Source organism: Paraburkholderia sp. J11-2, from assembly GCF_905220185.1.
In the GTDB taxonomy this organism is placed as follows: domain Bacteria; phylum Pseudomonadota; class Gammaproteobacteria; order Burkholderiales; family Burkholderiaceae; genus Paraburkholderia.
The window spans coordinates 1-21,164 of record NZ_CAJMYY010000021.1; the positions used below are offsets into that span (position 1 = coordinate 1).

Here is a 21,164-nt window from a genome sequence, read left to right on the forward strand (position 1 = left end):
GGCTAGCAAAGTCGGACTGAACACGGCTCGACGGCTCCATATAGCAGTAGCCATAGGGCCTTCGGCCGATACCTTTCGGCTGCGCCCCAACGACGATCAGACATCGCGGCCGCGCCCATCCGAGGCGCCCCTGCTGTCCAATCCAATGGCGCGCACGGAACCGACTAGAATATGGGGTTCTCTGCACCCCAACTCACAGATTTATGCGCTCGCGAATCGCCAAACGCCTTCCTCCTGACGCCGACAAGCTCGTCGGCCTCTCGCTCGCCCTGTTCGCTTCAGGCAGCCGCACCGAAGACCGCTTCTGGGAGGCCAAGCTCGACACGCTGCTAGCGAAGGTCGTGCGCAACGGCAATCAGACTACGCTCGACGCCGCGCTCGATCATCTGCAGCAGAATCACCCGGACGCCTACGGCGCGCTTGCCGATATGGCCGAGACGCACAGCGAATCGTTCGTCGTCGAACATGAGGGCGCGCAATATGAAGCGCTGCTCGTCGCCGCGCCGGTGCTGGCCTGGACGCGCTATGTCATCCCTTCGGGCCCGCTGAAGGCCGAAGGCGCAGACGCGCTGCGCACCCATCTGCAGGCCCACGTGCTCGCGAACGGCACGCGCGTGGCGATGGCACCGTATCTCTATAGCATCGACCAGTTGCCGCGCCACCATGTCGAAACCTGGCGCCTCGCACAACAACTGACGCAGGCGGCGCTGAGCGGCGCACCGGCGAAAATCAGCTCGGGTGAGCTGCCGGAAACGTCGCCGATCCTCGCCGATCCGCGTTTCCTGCTCGCCGTTGTCGCGGCACCTGTCGGCGCCCCGCTCTTCCGCTGGCAGGAAGAGGAACACGGCTCGCGCATCGAACGCGGCCAATGCCTGGAGCAATGGGCCACCCAGGGCGGCGCCAACCTTGCCGTCGTCATGCCGGGCTGCGAATTCGAATGCCTGCTACCCGACGCCTACTACTCCGCCTGCCGCGACGCGGACGAGCGCGTGCGTCCGCACACGATCCGCACTGCCGTGCGCTACCTGCTCGACACGATTGGCGCGGGCGCGCAGGACTTGCGCGCCGTTGTCGCCGGCTTCGGCGAGCGCCGCATCGACGAATACCGCATCGGTTTCACGAAGCGCGGCAGCAACGACGTGCTGTATGGCGTTGTCTGGCCGCTTTATGGCCGCGAGAACGGCGACGCCGACATCGACGAAGAACCGACCGAAGAGAGCGTTAGCAGCGGTCCGCTCGAAGAGATCGTGGCGCTGCTCAAGGAATCGGGTATTACCGACATCCGCCGTCACGCCGGCCGCTTCGAGCCGGAATATTGCGATGACTGCGGCGTTCCGCTCTATGCGGATCCACTCGGCGAGATCGTCCACGCCGAGATGCCGGAAGATGCTGAGCCTGTACAGCCACACTTCCACTAAGACAATTCCAAAATTCCTACTTGGTCCCGCCTGTGTGCGGGACTTTTTTTTGCCCTATGTCTTATGCCTTTTGGACAGGCCGCCAGCGCCCAACCTTTTTGTCATCATGGTGCTGTTGGTCTGGTTCACCGCCGCTCAGAAGCGGTGCGCGTTGCACAACATTTCGAGAGACCGTCAACGAGAGGAGGGCATATCCATGCGGTTCGTTGTACTCAATCCGGACGCCGAACGGCGTGAAGGGCTCAAGGCGCTGTTAAGACAAATCGACCGTCGCGCACGCTTCAATGACGCGCCGGACTGGCGCAGCGCGGAGCGCGCCATGCAACGCTTCACCCCCAACCTGATCGTGATCGATTGGCACGACGGCATTCGCGCCGGCGAGCTGCGCCACTTTGTCATGCGGCACCGCAGCCTCCCCGTGGCCATCCTGGTAGACAGTGCCGAAACGCCCACGACCGTGCGGATGCTCATCGACGAAGGCGCCCGCGGCATCATCCGGCGCACAACGGACTCCATCCTGATCGTCAAGTTTCTGGAGCTGATCATGCTCGGCGGCGATCATCTACCGGCCGACGTGCTCGGTCCGTGTACGCCCTGGCCCCTGCCGCCCCGGCGCAACGCCAAGGCCGCTGCACAGGCACGCAAGGTGCGCCCGAAGGTCAACCTGTCGCCCCGGCAGGAGCAGATCCTGCGCTGCGTCCACATGGGCAATACGAACAAGATGATCGCTAGAGCGCTCGGCATCAGCGAGGGTACGGTGAAAGTCCATCTCACCAGCATCTTTCAGCAGCTCGGCGCGCCCAATCGCGCGGCGGCCGTCGCGATCTATAACGGATTGCTCGCAAACCAGCTGCAGGTGCTGCGCTCGCAGTGCGAACGGCCGGCGAAGCCCAGGCACGGCGAACACGGCCCCGTGCCGTTGCGCGCACGCGAGCCTCTGGCGTTTCGCTATCCGTTGCTGGCAGGCGACAGTGTGGAGGCGCTGCCCGTCGCCGCGGAGCCGCAGGCGCCTTACGGCGACCCTGCCGCGGCGCAGCAGGAGCGCCCCATCGAGGCCGACGAGGCCGACGAGAGTACTGACGAGGAAGCCCTGGTGCTCGCTCGCGCACACGTCTTGCCCTCCAACGAGTAATATGAAGCACATGGGGTTCCTATTTACGCCGCTTCCGCTCTGGGTTGCTATCGGTGCCTGGGTTGTCACCGTGGGGCTGCTCGCGCTCGCGTTGTGGAAGAACCCCTTCAAGCGTCTTCAGGACGCAACGCTCCAGCACGTGTGGCTCGCGATCGTCGTCGCGATCTCCGTGCTGTGGGCGAGCAATGCGTGGCTCGAAGACGGCACCGTGCTGCACCTGCTCGGCGCCACGCTCGTGGTGACGCTATTCGACTGGGGACTGGCGCTTGTCGCCATGGGCGTCGTCGTGGGGCTCGCCGCGCTCATCTTCGACGCCACCTGGGAAGGTGTCGCCCTCACCTTCCTGATATTCGGCGCGTTCCCTGTCGCGATTTCGGCGTTGTTGCAACGCGCCTGCACCGCGTGGCTGCCGCGCAACCTCTTCATGTTCATCGTCGGCCAGGGTTTCGTGTCGCCGGCCATCGCTGTTTCGGCGGCGGCTTATCTCGCGCTCGGCACCCATGTCGCGCTCAACGGTGGATCGGCGATCACCGTGCCCGCGGGTTATGCGTTCAGCGTATTTCTGCTCGCTTCGGGTGAAGCGTGGTTCACGGGCATGGCGACGGCGTTGATCGCCGTCTACCGGCCGACCTGGGTCACCACCTACGACGTGCGCCGCTATCGGTTGGGCGGCCCGCGAACCTGAGCCGCCGCTTCGATCGAGAGCCCCGCCGCCAGCAACGCAATGACGGGCGCGACGACACGTCGCGATCGGCGGGCGGCGCATACGTAGCAGCACTTGCGCCGATCCCTCCGTTCAGGCAGAAGAAAATAATTGTTTCCGGATTGAACTCAACCCGGCTGTGCCGCATCTTACGGTGCCTGACGTCACACCCTCTTCTCTAGCAAGCAGATGGACTGCAATCATGCATCCCGCCGGCTGTTGTTCGTCGCCGGTCAACTGGCGGCGTGTGCCGCGAGCCTCATGCTCATCGCCGCGCCAGCCGCGCGGGCCGATCAACTCGAGCAACACAACGATCTTGTTAATCAGTTCGTCACCCGGATGCACGCGGACCCGCTGGTCGCGGATTGCGCGGCGCACGGCGATTTCGTAGCAAACACGTCGGCGGCGCTCGATCACGTCGAGTTTCCGCCAAGTTCGTTCGACAGTGCACACGCAAGCGTGACGCCGTGGAACGACTCGTTCGACGAAGGCAAGCAGCGCGTGAAGGTCGACACGATCGTGACCGTCGACGGCATTGGCATTGCCAAGGACAGCGGCAACGCGCCCTACGATCTGAAATTCCGCTGCGGCTATGTCGGGCAGCAGATGCTCGCGTTTAGCTGGAACGATCCCGTCCCGCTAGCGCACGCACGCGGCGCGCACGGCACCGCACCGCAAAGCGGCGCACACGCAAAGGGCAAGCATTCGACCAAGAAGGCCACCGGCAAGGGTTCGAAGAAGACGGCGCCGAGCAAGTCGAGCCATAGTTCGTCGACGAGCGGCACGAAGTCCGCCAGCAAATCGACGAAATCGACAACGAAATCCACTGCAAAGAAAACAACTTCAAAGAAGACGACGGCTCACTGAAAGTCGTTGGCGTTCTCGATGCAAAAAGGGGGAAGCGGCCTGGCCGTTTCCCCCTTTTTTATGCGCCGTGGCAATGACGCCGTTACGCAAACGTCTCCACGTGATGCAATATGGCCTGCAACATCGCAGCGCCGAGCGCGGCGCTACGCTCACCGTTCCAGCCTACGCGTTCGTCGGGCAGATTGGCGTTGTCCTTGAACGGCATTTCAAGGGTGAGGGACAGGCAGCCATAGCGATGGCCGATGTACTTCGACGCGAGTTTGAGCGCATCTTCGCGATAGCGGCTCGCCTCGTAGCCGTGCTGGTCCTGGAAGTCCGGGCTCGCCACCTTGAACGCCTCGATGAACGCCTTCTGCTCCGTGCGTTGCTGATCGGTAAAGCCCGGCAGCATTTCAGAGCCCGCCACGAATACATAAGGCAGCGTCTCGTCGCCGTGGATGTCGAAGAAGAGATCGACGCCGGTGGCTTCGATCGCATCGCGCACGACCAGCACCTCGGGGCTGCGCTGCGCGTCCGGCTCCATCCACTCGCGGTTCAGGTTCGCGCCCACGGCGTTGGTGCGCAAATTGCCGTGCACGCTGCCGTCCGGATTCATGTTCGGCACGATATGGAACACGGCGCGGTCATACAGCTTGCGCGCGACCGGATCGCCTGCCCAGTCGCCCCAGCCGGCGAGCCGCTTGACGAGGCCTTCCACGAACCACTCGGCCATGCTCTCACCTGGGTGCTGACGAGCGATGATCCACACGGTCTTCTTGGGCTTGCCGTCGGGCGCGGTGTCGCCCGGCATGCCGAGCGAGAGCAGCGACATGGGACGGCCTTCCACGCTCTGACCCAGCTCCGTGAGCGTGGCGTGCGGCAGTTGCTGAAGCGCGCCGAGGAACTCCGAGTGGCGCTCCTCGCTATACGGCTCGAAGTACGCATAGTAGATGCTGTCGAAGTCGGGCGTGTGATCGATGACGAGCTGCTTGCCGTCATAGCGGGTCGGCACGCGGAACCAGTTCACGCGGTCGTAGCTCGCCGCGGCCTGGTAGTTGCGCCAGCCCTCGGGAAACGCACAGGCCGACGCATTTTCGAACGTCATCACGCAACGTTCGCCGCGCACGCCCGACACGCGGAAGTAGAACCATTGTGCGAACTCGGACTGGTTGTCCGAGCGCACGCGCAGACGGATGTCGTCGGCGCGCTCGCTCGACAGAACCTCGATCGCGCCCGCATCGAACTGGCTGGTGATGGCAATCGTCATAGTCTTTTCCTTCCGGCTTGCTTGTTCACTTACTCGGCAATGCGCCGACGAAATACATAGGTCGAATCGTTCGATGCATCCGCATCGAATGCATAGCCTTCCACGTCGAACGCCTTGAGCGCTTCGGGGTCGGCCACGCGGTTCTCGACGGCGTAACGCGCCATCAACCCGCGCGCGCGCTTCGCGTGGAAGCTGATGATCTTGTAGCGCCCGCCCTTCCAGTCTTCGAATACCGGTGTGACGACGGGCACGGCGAGCTTCTTCGGCTTCACGGCCTTGAAGTATTCGTTCGACGCGCAGTTCACGAGCACGCTCGCGCTTTTCGACGCGACTTCCCGATTGCGCTCGATCTGTGCGTTGAGCGCGTGCGTGATGCGCTCGCCCCAGAACGCATAGAGATCCTTGCCGCGCGCGTTTTCGAAACGCGTGCCCATTTCGAGACGATAAGGCTGAAGCAGGTCGAGCGGACGCAGCAAGCCATAGAGTCCCGAGAGCACGCGCACATGCTGCTGCGCATAGTCGAGATCCGCGGTCGAGAGCGACTTCGCGTCGAGGCCTTCATAAACATCGCCGTTGAACGCGAGCACCGCTTGTTTCGCGTTGGTCTGGCTGAACTGCTTCGACCAGTCGGCGTAGCGCTGGAAATTCAGGCGCGCGAGCGGGTCGGAAATGCTCATGAGCGACCCGATCTGCTGCGGCGAGAGGCGGCGCAGGCCCGCGATCAGCTCGGCCGCGTCGTCGACGAAATCGGGGATGGTGTGGGTTTCGATGTGCGCCGGCGTGTCATAGTCGAGCGATTTGGCCGGCGACAGAACGATTATCATAGAGGCTTGCAGGCACGATGTGCCGATGTTCAAAGGCGAAAGCCCGATTGTAGCGAATTCACGAATGACCGGCCTCACGCCCCCAACCGCAACCTCCCTCTCGCCGGCCTCCGCTGCCGCGCTTCCCGTGGTTCTCGACTCCAACGTCTGGCTCGATATTCTCGTGTTCGACGACCCGCACACGCGCCCCATTCGCGTGGCGCTCGAGCGCGGAGCGATCCGGGCGCTGATCGACGAACGCTGCCGTGCGGAACTGGCCCACGTGCTCGACTATCCGCAGTTCGCCGGCCGCGGCGTCGCGAAAGCGGACGCACTCGCCGCGCTGGCCGGGCTCGTTGCGCTGATCGAGTTGCCCAAGCTTGCCGCCGATGCGCGGCCCCTGCCCCAATGCCGCGACCGCGACGACCAGAAATTTCTGGAACTGGCGCGTGCAAGCGGCGCGCAGTGGCTCGTCTCGAAGGACCGCGCGGTGCTCAAGCTTGCGAAGCGCGTGGCGCGCGATTTCGGCTTTCGCATCGCGACGCCCGACGCGTTCGTCGCCGAATGCGTGCAAGATGCCGCTCAAGCCGCGCAGGCCTGATCTCCGCGTTGCGACGCCCGCGCCCGACCGGGCCACCGCAGCCGCGCCGATTTGCCTACAATCAACCTTTCCCGTCCCAACGCCCGACTTCCGCCCGCGACATGAACGCACCGCATCCCACGAAGCATTCGCAGGACACCCTGCTCACGCCCTCTTTTCCGTCGCGTCTGCCGAACGTCGGCACGACGATCTTCACCGTGATGAGCGCGCTCGCCGCTGAAAAGGGTGCGGTCAACCTGGGTCAGGGCTTTCCCGACTTCGATTGCGACCCACGCATCGTCGACGCCGTCGCGCAAGCCATGCGCGAGGGCCACAACCAGTACCCGCCGATGGCCGGCGTGGCCGCGCTGCGCGAGGCGATCGCGGACAAGATCGAGCACGTGTACGGCCGCCGCTACGACGCCAACAGCGAAATCACGGTGACGGCGGGCGCCACGCAAGCGCTGCTCACGGCGATTCTCGCGACCGTGCACACGGGCGACGAAGTGATCGTGGTCGAGCCGACCTACGACAGCTATCTGCCGTCGATCGAACTGGCGGGCGGCAAGCCCGTGTTCGTGACGCTCGAAGCGCCCGACTACGCGATTCCGTTCGACCGCCTCGCAGCGGCCATCACGCCGAAAACGCGCCTCATCCTCATCAATACGCCGCACAACCCCACGGGCACGGTGTGGCGCGCAGAGGACATGCAAAAGCTCGAGGAGATCGTGCGCGGCACCAACGTGCTGATCCTCTCCGACGAGGTGTACGAGCACATGGTCTACGACGGTCAGCCGCACGAGAGCGTCGCGCGCTATCCGGAACTGGCCGCGCGCAGCTTCATCGTGTCGAGCTTCGGCAAGACCTATCACGTGACGGGCTGGAAAGTGGGCTACGTGGCCGCGCCCGCGCCGCTCACGGCAGAGTTCCGCAAGGTGCATCAGTTCAACGTGTTCACCGTGAACACGCCCATGCAGTTCGGCCTCGCGCAATACCTGCGCGACCCCAAACCGTATCTGGAACTACCCGCGTTCTATCAGAAGAAGCGCGACTTCTTCCGCGCGGGACTCGCCAACACGCGCTTCAAGCTGCTGCCGTGCGAAGGCACCTACTTTCAGTGCGTGGACTACTCGGCGATCAGCGACCTGCCCGAAGCGGAATTCTCGAAGTGGCTCACGGCGGAGATCGGCGTGGCCGCCATTCCGGTTTCGGCGTTCTATCACGAGCCGCATGAGTCGGGCGTCGTGCGCTTTTGCTTCGCCAAGCAGGAAAGCACGCTTGCGACCGCGCTCGAGCGGCTTGCGCGACTCTGACGTGCTTCACGCGCGATGATTCCGCGAACGGCAGTGCGTTCCCGATCATCGCGCGCGATAGCGTGCGCGGCGCGTTGCCAGGCGCCGCAACGCTTACGCGTTCGCCTCAATATAGGCCTTGCGGTCGGCATTGACGCGCTGCGCCGTCGGGCGTTCGCCGATCAGCTTGAGATACGACTTCCAGTCGATGCCTGCGTCGGCGAGGAAATCGCTGCCGTACACCGCTTGCGTGGCGCGCCCCACGAGCGGCAAGCTCACGAACGCAGCAGCATCGGCCACGCCGAAGCGATCGCCCGCCACGTAAGGCGTGAACTTCGCGATCCGCTTGAAGCCCGCCACATAGCGGCGCAACCGCTTCTCCATGGTCGCCTTGACCTCCTCGGTCGCCTTGCTTCCAAAGAACGCCTCACCGTAAAGCTCGCGCGCGTTGAGCTCGAGGTGCGTCTCGATGAAGACGATCAGTTCGCGCTCCTTCGCCGCCTGCCACGGATCCGCCGCGAAGATGGGCTTTTCTGGAAAGCGCGCCGCCAGATACTCGACGATCACTTCCGATTCGCACAAAAAGCCCTGCTCCGTTTCGATGAAAGGCACCTTGCCGCCCGGCGACTGCGCGAGCAGCGCCTCTTCGAGCGGCAGCTTGTTCGGCACCTCCTCGAACGCGATACCGTGTTCGAGCAGCAGCAGCTTGACCTTGTTGTAGTAATTCGAAAGCGCGAAACCGTGCAGCTTGATCATCCTCATTGCCTCCTTGAGCGGGGCAGTTCCCTTACCGAAACCGCCGAACCGTTTTCATAAAATTGTACGACCGTGCTATTCTAGGCCAATCATGGAGCCAGGCTTCCAATGACTTCACATCATTTCAACATTGAGACAATCGGCATCGTCGGCACCGGTGCGATGGGCCGCGGCATTGCGCAGATCGCCGCGCAGGCGGGCCTCGCGGTGCGCCTCTACGACACGAACCCGCAGGCGGTCACCGCCGCGCGCGATCATCTCGCCGACACCTTCGCGAAACTCGCGGCAAAAGGCAAGCTCGACGAGCCCGCCGCCAAGGCCGCGCTCGAACGCGTGACCGGCGCGCACACGCTCGACGAACTCGCGGCCTGCGATCTCGTGATCGAGGCGATCGTCGAGAATCTCGAAGCCAAACGTACGCTGTTTCGCGAACTCGAAACCGTGGTGAGCGAGCGCTGCCTGCTCGTCTCCAACACCTCTTCCCTCTCGATTACCGCCATCGCCGCCGCGTGCAGCGACCCGTCGCGCGTTGCGGGCTATCACTTCTTCAACCCCGTGCCGCTCATGAAGGTGGTCGAAGTGATCGACGGGCTGCGCAGCGATCCCGCCGCCGGCGACGCGCTCATGGCGCTCGCACGCCGCATGGGCCACACGCCGGTGCGCGCGAAGGATATGCCCGGTTTCATCGTCAATCACGCGGGCCGCGGCATGAACACCGAGGGCTTGCGCGTGGCGGGCGAAGGCGTGGCGAGCTTCGTCGAAATCGATCGCATCATGCGCGAGCAGGCGGGCTTCCGGCTCGGACCGTTCGAGCTGCTCGACCTCACCGCGCTCGACGTGTCGCATCCGGTGATGGAGTCGATCTATCACCAGTTCTATGAGGAGCCGCGCTTCACGCCGTCGCCCATTACGGGCGTGCGGCTCGCGGGCGGGCTGGTTGGCCGCAAGGCGGGCGAAGGCTTCTATCGCTATGTCGATGGCAAGCAGCAGGTGCCCGACGAACCCGCAGCGCCCACTGCGCTGCCCGCGCGTGTCTGGGTGAGCCGCCGCAACGCCGCCGCGCGCGACGCCGTAATCGCGCTTGCGTCGAAAGCCGGTGTGGCCATTGACGAAGGCGATACGCCCGCCGCCGACGCGCTGATCGTCGTCGCGCCACTCGGCCTCGACGCCACGACGGCCGCGCTCGAGGAACAACTCGACGCGCGCCGCGTCGTCGCCATCGATACGCTGTTTCCGCTCGACGCAGCAAAGCGCCGCACGCTGATGACAACGCCCGCCACTACACGCGAAGCACGCGACGCGGGCCACGCGCTCTTCGCCGCCGACGGTGTGCCCGTCACGGTGATTCGCGATTCGACGGGCTTCGTCGCGCAGCGCATCGTCGCGACGATCGTCAATATCGGCTGCGATATCGCGCAGAAGCAGATCGCAACACCGCGCGACATCGACCTCGCGGTTACGCTCGGGCTCGGTTATCCGCGCGGCCCGCTCGCGCTCGGCGACGCGCTGGGCGCACGCACGATCCTCACGATCCTGCGCAACATCCACACCGTGCTCGGCGATCCGCGCTATCGCCCGTCGCCGTGGCTCGCGCGACGCGCACAGCTCGGCCTTTCGCTGACGCAAAGCGACGCAGCAGACATCAACGCATCGAACGAGGCACCGCAATGAGCGCCGAACTCCGTAGCACCCGCCCGCAAGGCCACGAATCGACACTCGTCCTCACGCTGTCGAATCCCGGCGCACGCAACGCGCTGCATCCCGACATGTACGCTGCGGCCATTGAAGCCTTCGATGCCGCCGAGCGCGACCCGTCGCTGCGCGCGATCATCCTGACGGGCGCCGACAATTTTTTCTGCGCGGGCGGCAACCTGAACCGCCTGCTCGAAAACCGCGCGAAGGACCCTTCGGTGCAGGCCGCCAGTATCGACCTGCTCGGCGCCTGGGTCACCGCCATGCGCCAGTCGAGCAAGCCGATCATCGCAGCCGTGGAGGGCGCGGCCGCCGGCGCGGGCTTCTCGCTCGCGCTCGCTGCCGACCTGCTCGTCGCCGCCGATGACGCGAAGTTCGTCATGGCCTATTCGCGCGTGGGTCTGACGCCCGACGGCGGCGGCTCGTGGTTCCTCGCGCGCTCGCTGCCGCGCTCGCTCGCGTTCGAACTGATGGTGGAAGGCAAGCCGATCGGCGCGGCGCGCCTCGCGGAACTCGGTGTGGTGAACCGGCTCGCGAAACCGCAAACCGCGCTCGACACGGCGCTTGCCTGGGCCGACGAGCTGACGAAGATCTCGCCGAATTCGGTGGCGCGCATCAAGGGTTTGACGAACGCCGCGGACACGCAACCGCTCGAAGCGCAGCTCGCCGCGGAGCGCGACAGTTTCGTCGCGTCGCTCCATCACCGCGACGGCCTCGAAGGCATTACCGCGTTCCTCGAAAAGCGCGCGCCTGTGTACAAGTAGAGAAGCGCGAACGCGGCGATCCACAGGAGAATCAGGAAAAGGGAGACGAACATGGCGCAAGCCACCCCGGATGGAGACACGCAAAAACCCGCGCAAACGCGCACCGACTACTCGGCGTTCGAAGGCACGCGCCCGGTTGCCGAGCGCCAGCGCTTCGACACCGAGGCGCTGAGCGCCTGGCTCACCGCTCACGTGGAAGGCTTCCAGGGCCCGCTTGCGATCGAGCAGTTCGCCGGCGGCCAGTCGAACCCGACGTTCAAGCTCGTTACGCCCGGCCGCACCTACGTAATGCGCGCCAAGCCAGGCCCCAAGTCGAAGCTGCTGCCCTCGGCGCACGCGATCGAACGCGAATACCGCGTGATGGATGCGCTCGCCGCAACAGACGTGCCGGTTGCGAAGATGCTCGCGCTGTGTGAGGACGAAGCGGTGATCGGCCGCGCGTTCTATGTGATGGAGTTCGTCGAGGGCCGCGTGCTCTGGGACCAGTCGCTGCCCGGCATGACGCGCGAGGAACGCGGCGCGATCTACGACGAGATGAACCGCGTGATCGCCGCGCTCCACAACGTGAAGCCCGATGCCGTGGGCCTTGCAGACTACGGCAAGCCCGGCAATTACTTCGCACGCCAGATCGATCGCTGGAGCCGGCAGTATCAAGCGTCGGAAACGGAACGCATCGACGCCATGCATCACCTGATCGAATGGCTGCCGAAGCACATGCCGGACGATGCGGGTTCGCGTGTGTCGGTCGTGCATGGCGACTATCGCCTCGACAACCTGATCTTCCACCCGCGCGAGCCGCGCGTACTGGCCGTGCTCGACTGGGAGCTCTCCACACTCGGCGACCCGCTCGCCGACTTCTCGTATCACTGCATGGCCTGGCACGTCGATCCCGCTCAATTCCGCGGCATTGCCGGGCTCGACTGGCAGGCGCTCGGCATTCCCGACGAGGTCCAGTACGTCGCGCGCTATTGCGAGCGCACCGGCCTCGAGATTCGCGGCGACTGGAACTTCTATCTTGCCTACAACATGTTCCGGATCGCGGCGATCCTGCAGGGCATCATGAAACGCGTGGTGGACGGCACCGCCGCGAGCGCGCAGGCAATCGACGCAGGCCGGCGCGCCAAGCCCATGGCCGAACTCGCCTGGCGCTACGCGCAGAAAGTTCGCTAAAACAAGCACGACTTACTTTTCACTGTCACTGCATCGCATTGCGAGGTCACCGATGAATTTCGATTACTCCCCGAAAGTGCAGGCGCTGCGCGAGAAACTGCTCGCGTTCTTCGACGAACATATTTATCCAAACGAGGCGGTCTTCCACGAGGAAGTCGAGCGCAATCGTGCGAACGGCAACCCGTGGGTGCCCACGCAGATCGTCGAGCAGTTGAAGGAGAAGGCGCGCGCGGCCGGGCTATGGAACCTGTTCCTGCCCGCCTCCGAACGTGGCGCGGGCCTCACGAACCTCGAATATGCGCCGCTGTGCGAAATCATGGGGCGCGTGCACTGGGCGCCCGAAGTGTTCAACTGCAGCGCGCCCGACACCGGCAACATGGAGACGATCGAGCGCTATGGCAGCGAGGCGCACAAGCAGCAATGGCTCGCGCCGCTGCTGGCAGGCCAGATCCGCTCGGCCTTTCTGATGACCGAGCCCGACGTGGCCTCGTCGGATGCGACGAACATCCAGACGCGCATCAAGCGCGACGGCGACGACTATGTGATCAACGGCACGAAGTGGTGGTCGTCGGGCGCGGGCGACCCGCGCTGCGCGATCTATATCCTGATGGGCAAGACCGATCCCGACGCACCGCGCCATGCACAACAGTCGATGATCCTCGTGCCCTCGGACACGGCCGGCATCACCGTGCGCCGCCCGCTCACGGTATTCGGCTACGACGACGCACCGCACGGCCATATGGAAATCACGCTCGAAAACGTCCGCGTGCCCGCATCGAATATCCTGCTGGGCGAAGGACGTGGCTTCGAGATCGCGCAAGGTCGCCTCGGGCCGGGCCGCATCCATCACTGCATGCGCCTCATCGGCCTGGCGGAACGCGCGCTCGAGTTCATGGCGAAACGCGCGCTCTCGCGCGTGGCCTTCGGCAAGCCGGTCGCCCAGCAGACCGTCACCCAGGAGCGCATTGCAGAAGCGCGCTGCATGATCGAGCAGGCACGCCTGCTCACACTCAAGACGGCATACATGATGGACACCGTCGGCAACAAGGGCGCGCGCGGCGAGATCGCGATGATCAAGGTGGTCGCGCCGAACATGGCCTGCCAGGTGATCGACTGGGCAATGCAGGTGCACGGCGCGGCGGGCGTGAGCGGCGACTTCCCGCTGGCCTACTCGTACGCTTCGGCGCGCACGCTGCGCTTCGCGGACGGCCCCGACGAAGTCCACCGCAACGCCATCGCCAAGCTCGAATTCGCGCGCTACATGGACGCGGGCGCGGCGTCGCGCGTGGAAATGCCGGTTACGCGCTCGTAAGCCCACAAGTGCAGCAGGGGCGCTTGGCCGCCCTCTGCGAGCGACGCCGATCTATGCTAATTTGCGCCAGATCCGGCGTCGCGACAGTCTCTCGCGGCGCCTTCCTTCCTGGTGCCAAGGAGCCACGATGATCGACGTCTACAGCTGGGCCACGCCGAATGGTCACAAAGTCCATATCATGCTCGAGGAAACCGGCCTCGAATACCGGGTGCATCCGGTCGATATCGGTGCGGGCGACCAGTTCAAGGCCGAATTCCTCGCCATCAGCCCGAACAACAAGATTCCCGCCATTACCGACTCCGAAGGTCCGCGCCGTGCCGACGGCCAGCCGTTTTCGCTGTTCGAGTCGGGCGCGATCCTGATTTATCTCGCAGCGAAAACGGGGCGCTTCATGCCCGAAGACCTCGCCGCGCGCTACGACGTGCTGCAATGGGTGATGTTCCAGATGGGCGGCCTCGGCCCCATGCTTGGCCAGGCGCACCACTTCCGCATCTACGCGCCCGAGAAGATCGACTATGCGGTCAATCGCTACACGAACGAAGCCAAGCGCCTCTACAACGTGATGGAAACGCAGCTGGAAAAGACCGAATATCTGGCCGGCGACGAGTACACCATCGCGGATATCGCCGCTTTCCCGTGGACGCGCTCCTGGCAAAACCAGGGCATCGATCTCGATTCGCTGCCCAACGTGAAGCGCTGGCACGAGGCGATCGCCGCGCGGCCTGCGGTCAAGCGCGGCGTCGAAGTGCTTGCGAATGCGCGCAAGCCGCTCATGGACGAAAAAGCGAAGGAAATGCTCTTCGGCGCGACGCAATACGCCAAGCACTGATTACGCTGAAACCCGGCAAAACGAAAGGGGCGCCCGCTTTGCAGCGGAGCGCCCCTTTTTTGTTGAGCACGCAACCGCTTCAGAAGTAATGCCGCGTGATGAACTCCGCCACGCATGCGGGACGTTCGCTCTCCTCACGCTCGATGCTCACATCCCACACGACCTGCACGCCGCCGCGTTCCACGTCGCTCACTTCCTTCACCGCGATACGCGCACGCACTTTCGCGCCCACAGGCACCGGCTGCGTGAAGCGCACGCGGTTGAGCCCATAGTTCACGCCCATGCGCTGGCGCATATGCAGCGTTCCCCCGAGCAGCACAGGAATCAGCGAAAGCGTGAGAAAACCGTGCGCAATCGGGCCGCCGAACGGCGACTCGCGGCGCGCCCGTTCGGCGTCGACGTGGATCCACTGGTGGTCGCCCGTGGCATCGGCGAAACCGTGCACGTCCGCCTCACTCACTTCGCGCCAGCCGCTCACGAGCGGCCCCGCACCGATCAGCGCGCGCAATGCCGCCGCGTCGGCAATCTGCGTGACGTCTCCTTCACTCACGATGCACTCCCCGGATGGCGAAGGCCGAAGAGCGCCTTCGAACGCACGACCACGATCAGTTCGCCGTGCTGGTTATGGCCTTCCCACTGCGTTTCGACGATGCCGCGATCGGGCTTGCTCGCCGAAACGCGCTTGCTCAATATCGTGTTCGTCATCGTGAGCGTGTCGCCGACGCGCGTGGGCTTGAGCCAGCGAATCTCGTCGACGCCGGGCGAGCCCATTGAGGTCGAGTCCTTCAGGAAGTGACGCACGAGCATGCCCATCATGACCGAGCAGGTATGCCAACCGCTCGCGACGAGGCCGCCGAACATCGACGCTTCGCCACCGGCCTCGCTCACGTGGAATGGCTGCGGATCGAACTGCTCCGCGAAATGCACCACCTCGTCGCGGCCAAACGTGTGCGAACCGACCGCATAGCGTTTGCCCACTTCGAGATCTTCGAAACTCAAACCCATCCATTTTCTCCGCTGATGTTGCTCGCTGCCGCCGCGCGTTACGCTGCCTGCGCGAAACCGGGCAGCGAGGCGAAGCGTTCAAGATGATGATCGACATCACCGAGCGTCGTTTCGATAATCGCGAGACGCTTGAACAAGTGCGCGGCCGCCACTTCGTTGGTGACGCCCATGCCGCCGTGCAGTTGCACGGCCTGCTGGCCGATGAAACGCGCCGCCTGGCCAACGCGCACCTTCGCCGCCGAAATCGCACGGCGCCGCTCGTCGGCGGATTCGCTACTGTAACGCGCGGCAGCGAGATAAGTCAGCGAGCGGGCCTGTTCCGCGTGGATCAGCATCTCGGCCATGCGGTGCTGCAGCGCCTGGAAGCGCGCGATCGGCACGCCGAACTGCTGGCGCGTTTTCGTGTACTCGACCGTGGCGTGGTTGAGCGCGTCCATGGCGCCCACGGCTTCCGCGCACAGCAGGAACGTGGCGTAGTCGGCAATCTTTTCCCACGTCGTCGCGCCCGCGCTTGGGTCGCCAAGACGACGCGCAGGCGCTTCCTTGAAGGTCAACGTTGCCGCGTGCTGGCCGTCGATCGTGCGGTAGTCGCTCACCTCGACGCCCTTCGCATCGCGCGCGATAACGAAGAGCGCCACCTCGCCCGCGAACCGTGCCGGCACGATCCAGTAGTCGGCCTGGGCACCGTGCTGCACGACCGATTTCGTGCCGGTGAGCGCGAAGCCGTCGCCGGTCTCCTTCGCCTGCGTTTCCAGCGAGAACAGGTCATAGCGCGACTGCGGCTCATGGAAGGCAGCGGCAAGCTTGATCTCGCCCAAGGCAACGCGTTCGAGCAGCGCCGCATTTTCGGCGTCGGCCACACCCGTGAGCTTGAGCGCCTCGACGCCTACCGCGGTTGCCCAGTACGGCTCGATCACGAGCGCGCGTCCCAGTTCCTGCATGACGACGAGCATATCGAACGGTGCGCCGTCGAAGCCGCCCTGATCCGCCGGCACCGGCAGCGCGGTCAGGCCAAGTTCGACGAACGCGTTCCAGTGCGCGTCCGACACGCCCGCAGGCGTCTTCACGATCGCCTGGCGCGCTTCGAAGCCATAGTTCTTGTCGAGATAGCGACGCAGCGCGTCGGCGAGTTGCTGCTGCTCTTCGGTGAAGTTGAAGTTCATTGCGCCGCTCCTCAAATACCCAGAATCATCTGCGAGATGATGTTCTTCTGAATTTCGTTCGATCCGCCGTAGATCGACGTCTTGCGATAGTTGAAGTAGTACGCCGCGAGCGGCGCCGCGTCGTTGTCGCCGCCTGCCGCGTGTTCGTGCTCGCCCTCCAGGAAGGCCGGATCGAACGCCGCAGCGAGTGGGCCTATCGCATCGACCATCAGCTCGGTCAGCGCCTGCTGGATCTCCGTGCCCTTGATCTTGAGCATCGACGCTTCGGGACCGGGGCCGCGCCCGTTGGAGGCGCTCGCGATCACACGCTCGGCGGTCACTTCGAGCGCCATCAGCTCGATCTCGACGGCGGCCACGCGCGCCGCGAACACGGGATCTGCCAGCAGCGGCTTGCCGTGTTTCTTCTGCTTGAGCGCGACGCCCTTGAGGAATGCCAGTTCGCGGTTCGACGCGCCCACGCGCGCAATGCCCGTGCGCTCATGACCAAGCAGATACTTCGCGTAAGTCCAGCCGCGGTTCTCCTCGCCAACGAGATTCTCGACGGGCACCTTCACGTCTTCGAAAAATACTTCGTTAACCTCATGGTCTTCATCGAGCGTGATGATCGGACGCACGGTAATGCCGGGCGTTTTCATGTCGATGAGGAGGAACGAAATGCCTTCCTGCTTCTTGGCCGCGGGATCGGTGCGCACGAGGCAGAACATCATGTCGGCGTGCTGGCCGAGCGTGGTCCAGGTCTTCTGGCCGTTCACGACGTAGTGATCGCCTTCGCGAACGGCACGTGTGCGCAGCGAAGCAAGATCGGAACCCGAGCCCGGCTCTGAGTAGCCCTGGCACCACCAGTCGTCACCGGATAGGATGCGCGGGAGATAGCGGCGCTTTTGGGCCTCGTTGCCGTACTTCATGAGCACGGGCGCGACCATCGAAACACCGAACGGCAGCACCGGCGGCGCGCCGATGCGACCACACTCGGCGTCCCAGATGTGGCGTTGCGCTTCGGTCCAGCCGGGGCCGCCCCATTCTGTTGGCCACGCAGGCGCGGACCAGCCCTTCTTCCCTAGCAGCTTGTGCCAGCTGGCGATGTCGTCGCGCGAGAGGCGCTTGTGGTTGAGAACCTTGTCGCGCATCGCCTGAGGCAGGTTGGCCTCGAGCCAGGCGCGGATTTCGGCGCGGAATGCGTCGTCGGCGGGGGTGTAGTCCAGATCCATGCGCTATGTCTCCTGGCCGCGGCCGGTGCGAAGCATTCCTCGCGCCGCGGCGAAGACCCGCATGACATTATTGCAGCGGACCCTTCAACGCGGCCGGAACCGGCAGCGGCATCACATCGATGCCTTCTTCGACGAGAGCTTGCGCATCTTCCGCGGAAGCGACTCCACGGATGTTGCGCGACGGCGCTTCGTTGTAGTGAATGCGCCGCGCCTCCTCGGCGAAACGGTCGCCTACGTTCTCCGTCTTATCGAGGACCTCGCGGATCACACGCATCGCATGCGCCTGCCATTGCGCCGCCTGCTCCTGCGGCGACGCTTTCGGCGTTTCGCTCGCGCCGGACAGGTTCAACCGGGGCGCGGACGGCAAGCGGGTCACGTGGGTGGCGCCGCACATCGGACATTCGACCAGCTTGCGGGACAGTTGCGATTCGAAATCGTCAACCGATGCGAACCAGCCTTCAAACCGATGTCCGTCTGGACACTGTAAATCGAGGACCTTCATGGGAATCGAGGCTTGCGATGAGTTTAGCGCAAATCGTAAATTTGTGAACGACCGTTCGAAAAAATTCCTGCGGCCAGGCACCGGGATTTTCCCGGGGGTTCGATTGTAGCGCTGCTCGGGCGAGCGCGCTGAAGGTGCTTGGTGCGCGCAGAAGCGACAACGGCGGCCGCGAGGCCGCCGTTGATCGGGTGTTCGACGCAGCGGCTAGCTGTCAGCCCTGCTCCGCCTTCGCGAGCGGCCACGCGCCCGACAGCGCCTTTTCGAGCCAGAACGTACCGATGATCGTCTTCACGTCGGTGATCTTGCCCGTGCGCACCCATTCGAGCAGTTCGGGAACCGTCGCCGTGAAGGTTTCGAGAAACTCGCCGTCGTCGAGCTGCGCCGCGCCTGCCGTCAGCCCGCGTGCGAGATAGATGTCGATGAACTCGGTCGAGTACGAAATCACCGGATGGATCTGCGTGAGATAGACGTACTCGCGTGCCGTATAGCCCGTCTCTTCCTTGAGTTCGCGGATCGCGCAGGCGAGCGCGCCTTCCTGCGGATCGAGCTTGCCAGCCGGGAATTCCGTCATCACGCGCGAGAGCGGGTAGCGGTACTGGCGCTCCATCAGCACGCGGCCGTCATCGAAGAGCGGGATCACCATTACCGCGCCGGGATGCTGAACGTACTCGCGCGTGGCGTGCTTGCCGTCCGGCAACGCGACCGTGTCGCGCTTCAGGGTAAGAAAATTGCCCGCGTAGAGCGTCGTGCTTTCCATGCACGTCTCGGCGAGCGCCGGGTCGTGTTGATGATGTTCAGCCATAGTCAGCCTCGTGGGTGCTCAGAATAGTCGGGAAGCCGCGGGCGCGCCGCAAGAAGTGAAGTCGGACAGACTGCCGGCCGGACTTCCGGGACGCACAGCACGTGCCGGCCGCGGGCCGGCCACGCGCATCACGCCGGGCGGCGTTTGATGAGATATTGCCAGGTGAAGCCGGGAAACGCGAACACGACAAAAAGACTGAAGGTGATCGCGTAGAACTGCCAGCCCTGGTCAAAACGGTTGCCGGCGCGCGCCTCCAGCAGGAAGCCGAACGCACCGACCACAAAATACAGCACGATCATTTCAGCAATGCGAATCCACGCACTCTTCTTCGGTGCGCGAAGCGGCACGACGCCGAACAATCGCTGGTTGAGGAACGGCAGGTTGGCGCCCGCGAGCGCCAACAGCACGATGAACCAACCCGCTGCCGACATTAGAGCGGCAGCGTATGCGTGACGGCTTGCAGGCAGACCGACATCAGCGGGCCCGGGATGATGCCCAGCACGAGCACCGCCACACCATTGAGCGTGAGCAGCGCGCGGTTGCATGCGTGACTTTCGATCGGTGCTTCGTCCTGCGGTGCGTCGAAGTACATCAGCTTGACGATACGCAGGTAATAGAACGCGCCGAACAGCGACGTGATCACGGCGAGCACGGCAAGCCACGTGAGGCCGGCGTTCATGGTCGCTTCGAGCACGGCGAGCTTCGCGTAGAAGCCAACCGTCGGCGGAATACCGGCGAGCGAGAACATCATGAGCATCATGACGAACGCGAACACGGGGTTGCGCTGGTTCAAGCCCTTGAAGTCGTCGATCGTTTCCGCTTCGAAATCGCGACGCGAGAGCAGCATGACCACGCCAAACGCGCCGAGCGTCGTGATGAGGTAGACGATGCTGTAGAACATGGCCGAACTGTATGCGCTGGCCGCGCCCGTCGCCTTGTTGTCGACGATACCGGCGAGCAGGCCGAGCAGCACGAAGCCCATGTTCGAAATGGCCGAGTACGCGAGCATACGCTTGACGTTGCGCTGCACGATACCCGTGATGTTGCCCACGATCATCGAAAGCGCGGCGAGGATGATCAGCATCTCTTGCCAGTCCACTGCCAGCGGCAGCAGGCCCATCACGAGGAAGCGCACGGCCCACGCGAATGCCGCGACCTTCGGGCCGCCGCCGGTGAGCAGCGTCATGGCCGTAGGCGCGCCTTGATAGACGTCGGGCACCCACATATGGAATGGCACCGCGCCCATCTTGAACGCGACGCCGGCGACGATGAACACCACGCCGAACAGCAGGACGATATCGTTGATATGGCCCGACGCCACGGCCTTGAACACTTCGTTCAGTTCGAGCGAGCCGGTCGCGCCGTACAACATCGAGATGCCATAGAGCAGGAAGCCCGAAGCGAGTGCGCCCAGCACGTAGTACTTCATCGCGGCTTCGTTCGACTGAGTCGCGTCACGGCGCAGTGCAATGACCGCGTAGAGCGAGAGCGACATCAGCTCGAGGCCGAGGTACAGCGTGAGGAAGTTGTTGCCCGAGATCATTGTGATCTGGCCGAGCAGCGAGAACATGCCAAGCAGGAAGAACTCGCCCCTGAACATGTCGCGGTCTTCGAGGTACTTGCGCGAGTACACGATCGACACGGCGTAGCCGAGCGTGACCACCGACTTCATCGCGCTTGCGAACGGATCGATCACGTACATGCGCGTGAAGTAGTAGTACACGTGCGGATCGAACGCGTTCACCGCAAACCAGATACCGGCTATGACCGTAGTCAGCAGCGCGATGAAATAGGTTGTGCGACGGCCCGAAGGGCCGGTGAACGTGTCGTTGAGCCACGCGACGACGAGGCCGGTCATCACCAGCGCGTCGGGTAGCAGAGCGTTCAAAGGGGCGTTTGGCATGATCTTTTGTTCCTCCG

General features: G+C 64.2%; 22 protein-coding genes. 11 read left to right on the plus strand and 11 right to left on the minus strand.

Translation table 11 applies throughout. The annotated features are described in order from the left end of the window. The first annotated feature begins 203 nt into the window (after positions 1-203). From U5A57_RS26690 to U5A57_RS26705, 4 genes are all read left to right on the plus strand, one after another. Positions 204-1,418 carry a DUF2863 family protein gene (locus tag U5A57_RS26690; RefSeq protein ID WP_321914639.1) on the plus strand — a complete coding sequence of 405 codons (1,215 nt, stop codon included), beginning with the start codon at positions 204-206 and terminating at the stop codon, positions 1,416-1,418. 196 nt (positions 1,419-1,614) lie between these two features. Next, positions 1,615-2,550, plus strand: a complete 936-nt coding sequence (locus U5A57_RS26695; protein ID WP_321914770.1) for a response regulator transcription factor — start codon at positions 1,615-1,617, stop codon at positions 2,548-2,550. Between the two features lie 10 nt (positions 2,551-2,560). Continuing rightward, positions 2,561-3,235 (plus strand): energy-coupling factor ABC transporter permease, encoded by a 675-nt coding sequence (locus tag U5A57_RS26700; protein ID WP_321914640.1) that lies wholly within the window; start codon positions 2,561-2,563, stop codon positions 3,233-3,235. Between the two features lie 207 nt (positions 3,236-3,442). Continuing rightward, the gene (locus U5A57_RS26705) at positions 3,443-4,120 is read left to right on the plus strand and encodes a BspC domain-containing protein (RefSeq protein WP_321914641.1); all 678 of its coding nucleotides are present in this window, start codon (positions 3,443-3,445) and stop codon (positions 4,118-4,120) included. 82 nt (positions 4,121-4,202) lie between these two features. Here the strand turns inward: U5A57_RS26705 and U5A57_RS26710 are convergent, their stop codons facing one another. Then, on the minus strand, positions 4,203-5,366 hold the full coding sequence (locus U5A57_RS26710) for a M14-type cytosolic carboxypeptidase (RefSeq protein WP_321914642.1): 1,164 nt from the start codon (positions 5,364-5,366) through the stop codon (positions 4,203-4,205). A gap of 29 nt (positions 5,367-5,395) precedes the next feature. Beyond that, entirely contained in the window at positions 5,396-6,190 is a 795-nt protein-coding gene (gene yaaA / locus U5A57_RS26715) for a peroxide stress protein YaaA (RefSeq protein WP_321914643.1), read from the minus strand. Positions 6,191-6,254: 64 nt separating this feature from the next. On the opposite strand from yaaA, the gene U5A57_RS26720 reads away from it, so the two are divergent. Together U5A57_RS26720 and U5A57_RS26725 are read left to right on the plus strand one after the other, a co-directional pair. After that, the gene (locus U5A57_RS26720) at positions 6,255-6,770 is read left to right on the plus strand and encodes a putative toxin-antitoxin system toxin component, PIN family (protein WP_321914644.1); all 516 of its coding nucleotides are present in this window, start codon (positions 6,255-6,257) and stop codon (positions 6,768-6,770) included. 101 nt (positions 6,771-6,871) lie between these two features. Then, positions 6,872-8,062 (plus strand): pyridoxal phosphate-dependent aminotransferase, encoded by a 1,191-nt coding sequence (locus U5A57_RS26725; RefSeq protein WP_321914645.1) that lies wholly within the window; start codon positions 6,872-6,874, stop codon positions 8,060-8,062. Between the two features lie 93 nt (positions 8,063-8,155). Here the strand turns inward: U5A57_RS26725 and U5A57_RS26730 are convergent, their stop codons facing one another. After that, entirely contained in the window at positions 8,156-8,797 is a 642-nt protein-coding gene (locus U5A57_RS26730) for a glutathione S-transferase (RefSeq protein WP_321914646.1), read from the minus strand. A gap of 108 nt (positions 8,798-8,905) precedes the next feature. On the opposite strand from U5A57_RS26730, the gene U5A57_RS26735 reads away from it, so the two are divergent. The 5 genes from U5A57_RS26735 (at position 8,906) to U5A57_RS26755 (ending at position 14,564) form a co-directional block, all read left to right on the plus strand. After that, positions 8,906-10,468 carry a 3-hydroxyacyl-CoA dehydrogenase gene (locus tag U5A57_RS26735; protein WP_321914647.1) on the plus strand — a complete coding sequence of 521 codons (1,563 nt, stop codon included), beginning with the start codon at positions 8,906-8,908 and terminating at the stop codon, positions 10,466-10,468. After that, positions 10,465-11,253 carry an oxepin-CoA hydrolase, alternative type gene (locus U5A57_RS26740; protein ID WP_321914648.1) on the plus strand — a complete coding sequence of 263 codons (789 nt, stop codon included), beginning with the start codon at positions 10,465-10,467 and terminating at the stop codon, positions 11,251-11,253. The genes U5A57_RS26735 and U5A57_RS26740 overlap by 4 nt, the downstream gene beginning before the upstream one ends. 51 nt (positions 11,254-11,304) lie before the next feature. Beyond that, positions 11,305-12,423, plus strand: coding sequence for a phosphotransferase (locus tag U5A57_RS26745; RefSeq protein WP_321914649.1), 1,119 nt, complete (start codon positions 11,305-11,307; stop codon positions 12,421-12,423). Between the two features lie 52 nt (positions 12,424-12,475). Then, entirely contained in the window at positions 12,476-13,735 is a 1,260-nt protein-coding gene (locus tag U5A57_RS26750) for an acyl-CoA dehydrogenase (protein ID WP_321914650.1), read from the plus strand. A gap of 127 nt (positions 13,736-13,862) precedes the next feature. Further along, positions 13,863-14,564 (plus strand): glutathione binding-like protein, encoded by a 702-nt coding sequence (locus U5A57_RS26755; RefSeq protein WP_321914651.1) that lies wholly within the window; start codon positions 13,863-13,865, stop codon positions 14,562-14,564. A gap of 79 nt (positions 14,565-14,643) precedes the next feature. Here U5A57_RS26755 and U5A57_RS26760 read toward each other — a convergent pair whose 3' ends face one another. From U5A57_RS26760 to nuoN, 8 genes are all read right to left on the minus strand, one after another. Further along, positions 14,644-15,114 (minus strand): MaoC family dehydratase, encoded by a 471-nt coding sequence (locus U5A57_RS26760; RefSeq protein ID WP_321914652.1) that lies wholly within the window; start codon positions 15,112-15,114, stop codon positions 14,644-14,646. Further along, the gene (locus tag U5A57_RS26765) at positions 15,111-15,569 is read right to left on the minus strand and encodes a MaoC family dehydratase (protein ID WP_321914653.1); all 459 of its coding nucleotides are present in this window, start codon (positions 15,567-15,569) and stop codon (positions 15,111-15,113) included. Before U5A57_RS26765 ends, U5A57_RS26760 begins: the two co-directional genes overlap by 4 nt. 38 nt (positions 15,570-15,607) lie before the next feature. Continuing rightward, on the minus strand, positions 15,608-16,732 hold the full coding sequence (locus U5A57_RS26770; RefSeq protein ID WP_321914654.1) for an acyl-CoA dehydrogenase: 1,125 nt from the start codon (positions 16,730-16,732) through the stop codon (positions 15,608-15,610). Positions 16,733-16,743: 11 nt separating this feature from the next. Beyond that, positions 16,744-17,940 carry an acyl-CoA dehydrogenase family protein gene (locus U5A57_RS26775; RefSeq protein WP_321914655.1) on the minus strand — a complete coding sequence of 399 codons (1,197 nt, stop codon included), beginning with the start codon at positions 17,938-17,940 and terminating at the stop codon, positions 16,744-16,746. Between the two features lie 67 nt (positions 17,941-18,007). Next, positions 18,008-18,442 carry a DUF1178 family protein gene (locus U5A57_RS26780; RefSeq protein ID WP_321914656.1) on the minus strand — a complete coding sequence of 145 codons (435 nt, stop codon included), beginning with the start codon at positions 18,440-18,442 and terminating at the stop codon, positions 18,008-18,010. 211 nt (positions 18,443-18,653) lie between these two features. Next, on the minus strand, positions 18,654-19,244 hold the full coding sequence (locus tag U5A57_RS26785; protein ID WP_321914657.1) for an NUDIX hydrolase: 591 nt from the start codon (positions 19,242-19,244) through the stop codon (positions 18,654-18,656). Positions 19,245-19,372: 128 nt separating this feature from the next. Continuing rightward, entirely contained in the window at positions 19,373-19,675 is a 303-nt protein-coding gene (locus U5A57_RS26790; RefSeq protein ID WP_321914658.1) for a DUF2818 family protein, read from the minus strand. Beyond that, on the minus strand, positions 19,675-21,147 hold the full coding sequence (gene nuoN / locus U5A57_RS26795) for an NADH-quinone oxidoreductase subunit NuoN (protein ID WP_158757394.1): 1,473 nt from the start codon (positions 21,145-21,147) through the stop codon (positions 19,675-19,677). The genes U5A57_RS26790 and nuoN overlap by 1 nt, the downstream gene beginning before the upstream one ends. Between the last annotated feature and the right edge of the window lie 17 nt (positions 21,148-21,164).